At 71.7% G+C, this 3,474-nt stretch carries 5 protein-coding genes; all 5 read right to left on the bottom strand.

Going from position 1 to position 3,474, the window contains the following annotated elements; all coding sequences use genetic code 11:
- The coding region (locus PHQ87_RS15085; RefSeq protein ID WP_300236136.1) for an ATP-binding cassette domain-containing protein at positions 1 to 269 on the bottom strand (269 nt) is incomplete at its 3' end.
- Positions 266 to 1,279 carry an iron ABC transporter permease gene (locus PHQ87_RS15080; protein WP_300236133.1) on the bottom strand — a complete coding sequence of 338 codons (1,014 nt, stop codon included), beginning with the start codon at positions 1,277 to 1,279 and terminating at the stop codon, positions 266 to 268. The genes PHQ87_RS15080 and PHQ87_RS15085, both read right to left, overlap by 4 nt.
- A gap of 5 nt (positions 1,280 to 1,284) precedes the next feature.
- Positions 1,285 to 2,196 (bottom strand): ABC transporter substrate-binding protein, encoded by a 912-nt coding sequence (locus tag PHQ87_RS15075; RefSeq protein WP_300236130.1) that lies wholly within the window; start codon positions 2,194 to 2,196, stop codon positions 1,285 to 1,287.
- Positions 2,193 to 2,756 carry a bifunctional adenosylcobinamide kinase/adenosylcobinamide-phosphate guanylyltransferase gene (locus PHQ87_RS15070; protein WP_300236128.1) on the bottom strand — a complete coding sequence of 188 codons (564 nt, stop codon included), beginning with the start codon at positions 2,754 to 2,756 and terminating at the stop codon, positions 2,193 to 2,195. Before PHQ87_RS15070 ends, PHQ87_RS15075 begins: the two co-directional genes overlap by 4 nt.
- Before the next feature lie 39 nt (positions 2,757 to 2,795).
- On the bottom strand, positions 2,796 to 3,474 hold a 679-nt coding region (locus tag PHQ87_RS15065; RefSeq protein WP_300236125.1), incomplete at its 5' end, for a TonB-dependent receptor.

The raw sequence follows: 3,474 nt of genomic DNA, 5'->3' as shown, positions 1-3,474 counted from the left end.
GCCGAGCCTTCGTTCTGGCCCAACCAGGCCAGCAGGCGGGCACGCTCGCGCGCCGGGATCGCCCGCAACGGCCGGCCCAGCAGCGCCACCTCGCCGCGGGCGGGCAGCAGGCCGGCCAGCACTTTCAGCAAGGTGGATTTGCCGGCGCCGTTGGGGCCGACGATGCTCGTCCAGCGTCCCTCGGGGAAGGCCAGATCGATCCCATGCAGTACGGGATGCGCACCGATGCGGGCGCTGACCTGGCGGGCACCGATCGCGACGGCGGTCATGACACCCTCCCCTGTGGCGCACGCCGGTGCATGAGCCACAGCAGGTAGCTGCCACCCAGCGCCGCCGTGAGCACCCCGACCGGCAGTTCCTGCGGCGCCAGCACCCAGCGCGCCAGGATGTCGGCCGCCAGCAGCAGCACGGCACCCATCAGGCTGGACAGCACGATGTGCCGCTCGTGCGTCACCCGCACGATCGAGCGCACGAGGTGCGGCGCGGCCAGGCCCACGAAGGCGATCAATCCGGTCTGCGCCACGGCGGTGCCGGTGGCCAATGCCAGCGCTGCCACGAGCCCGACGCGCATGGGCGCCAATGGCAGGCCCAGGCTGGCGGCGGTGGCTTCGCCCAGCGTCAGGCCGTCGAGCGCGCGCGCCAGCACCCAGGCCAGCACCGCGCACAGCGACCAGGCCGCCGCCATGAGGGCACAGGCCATCCAGCCGACAAAACTGGTGGTACCCAGCGTGAACGACTGCATGGACTGCAGGATGTCGGGCGAGGCCAGCTCCACCAGATCGCGCAGCGCGCCCAGCACCACGCCCACGATCACGCCAGCCAGCAGCAGACGCAAGGTGTGCTGAACCCCCTTGGCCAGCACCAGGGTAAGCCCCACCGCGCCGGCCGCGCCGATGAAGGCCATGCCGGTGACACCCAGGTGCGTTGGCCAGTGCGAGGCCAGCGGCGAGGCGGTGCCAAACAAGGCCATTGCCACCGCTCCGCCCAGCGCCGCGCCCGAGGCGCTGCCCAACAGGTAGGGGTCGGCCAGCGGGTTGCGGAACAGGCCCTGCGCCACCGCGCCCGCCAGCCCCAGCAGTGCCCCCGCCAGCCACGCGCCCAGCGTGCGCGGCAGCCGGATATCCCAGACGATCTGGCGCGCCATCGGGTCCTCCCACATGCGCAGCACGCTCTCGAAGCCGGTGCTGCCCACTCCGACGCCGCACAGCAGCAGTACGCCGGTGGCCAGCAGCAGACAGCCTCCGCACCAGAGGGCGCGGCGGCCGTGACGACGGCTCACCCCGGTCATCGCGCCGTCTCGGCCAGGCAGCGTGCCATGATGCGTGCCGCCTCGGGCAGGCGCGGACCAGGCCGTACCACCACATCCGACTCGACAGGATCGAACACGCACACGCGCTGCTCGCGCACGGCTGCCATTCCCTGCCAGCCCGGGTACATCACCATGGGCTGCATGCTGCGGTTGCCGACCATGATCACCCCGGGGTTGGCACGCACCACGTACTCGGGATTCAGGCGCGGAAACGGACCCAGTTCGGCCCCGACCACGTTCTGCACACCCAGGCGGGCCAGGGTCTCGCCGATGAACGAGGCCGCGCCCGCCGCGTAGGGCCCCCGGCTCACCTCGAAGTACACGCGCGCGCCACGCGCCTGCGGCGGCAGCGACTGCGCCGCTGCCTGCACGCCCGCATCGATCTCGCGCCAGAGCCGGTCGGCCGCGCCCTGTGGATCGGGCAGGTGCAGCGCGCGGGCCACGTGGCCCAGCATGCGGCGCACGTCGGCCTGCGTCCTGGGCTCCAGTTCCAGCACGGTCAGGCCCAGTGCCTCCAGCCGCTCGCGGGCACGGGTGCTGGTGGACAGCAACACCAGATCGGGCTTGAGGGCAGCGATGGCCTCGATGTTCGGGTCCACGCCGCCGCCCAATTGGGGCAGTTGCTTCACGGCATCGGGCCAGTTGGAAAAGCGGTCCACGCCCACGAGGCGGTGGCACTCGCCCAGCGCGCAAACCGTCTCGGTCAGCGAAGGCAGCAGGCTGGCCACGCGCCGCGGCGGCTGCGGGACGGTCACCACCTGCCCCCGGTCATCGGTGATCTGCACGGGCCCGGCCCGCACCTGAGCGACCGCGCACAGACAGGCCAGCAGGACGACCAGTGCACGCGGCCAGGACACGATCGACAGGAAGCGGTCAAGGGGTTTCATGGGCTCTTGATGAAAAGCGGCAGACCGGCTGCCATCAAAGTCACACGCTCGCAGACCCCGGCCACCTGCTGGTTCAGCGATCCGAGCGCATCGACGAAGGCCCGCACCTCCGGCCCCAGCGGGATGACCCCCAGACCGATCTCGTTGCCCACCAGCACCACGGGGCCGGGGGATCGCCGGATGGCCTCCAGCAAGGGCGCCACCGGCGCCGGCGCACCAGGCGCGTCCGGGGGCATGAGCCAGTTGGTCAGCCACAGCGTCAGGCAATCGACCACGATCAGCACGTGCGCGGCGCCATGCTGCGCGATGGCATCGGCCAACGCGCGGGGCTCTTCCAGTGTGGCCAGGCCCGGCACCTGCTCGGCGCGCTCGCGCTGGTGGCGGGCGATGCGCTCGCGCATCTCGCCGTCATGGGCCTGGCCGGTGGCCATGAGCAGGGCACGGTGCTGCGGCGCCTGCGCCAGCCATTCGCGCGCCAGCGCTTCGGCGCGTCGCGACTTGCCGCTTTTCTGGCCGCCCAGGATCAGCTCGCTGCGGGCAATGGAAAGACTCGGGTTCATGAACGATGGATGGTCACGCCGGCACCACGCCTGCCCCGCTCAGCGTTGCGGTGCCCACTTCAGGCCGACATAGAGCGTGCGCCCCGGTGTCACGTAGGTACGCGCCACCTGGTAGTCCTTGCCGGCCAGGTTGTCCACGCGGGCCAGCAGCGTGACATCGCGCGCGATGCGTGTGCTGGCGTACAGGTTCACCAGCGCGTAACCGCCGAGCACGTCGGTGTTGGCGGCGTTCTCGAAGCGGCGGCCCGATGCCTGGACTTCCCCGCCCAGCGTCCAGCCCGCGAGCGTGGTGTCGGCGCCGAAGGTGGCGTGGCGCTTGGCGCGCCGCTGGAGCTGCCTGCCGGTGTCCAGGTCCTTCGGGTTCTGCAGGTCGATCGAGCCGCGCAGCGTCGTGTCGCCGATGCGGTGGCCCGCCGCGAAGGTGACGCCCCGGTACGCGGCACGGCCCACGCTGTTGTAGCAGCCGAACGCCTCGCCGCAGGCCGTGGCGCCGCTGTCGAAGATGATGAGGTTGCTCACGCGGTTGCGGTAGGCCACCACGCTGGCCTGGGTGGGGCCGTTGGCGTAGCGCAGGCCCAGCTCGACGTTGCGGCCGGTTTCGGGCTTCAGGCTGGCGTCGCCGTACGCGCTGAAGCGCTGGTACAGCGTGGGCGCGCGGAAGGCCGAGCTGACCGACGCGGTGGCGCGCAGCGCGGGCGTGATGGCGTAGCCATAGGCG

This window comes from Hydrogenophaga sp. (assembly GCF_028698005.1).
Taxonomy (GTDB): Bacteria; Pseudomonadota; Gammaproteobacteria; order Burkholderiales; family Burkholderiaceae_C; genus Hydrogenophaga.
The sequence above is the reverse complement of the archived record's forward strand: the minus strand, read 5'-3'. Positions and strand labels throughout refer to the sequence as shown.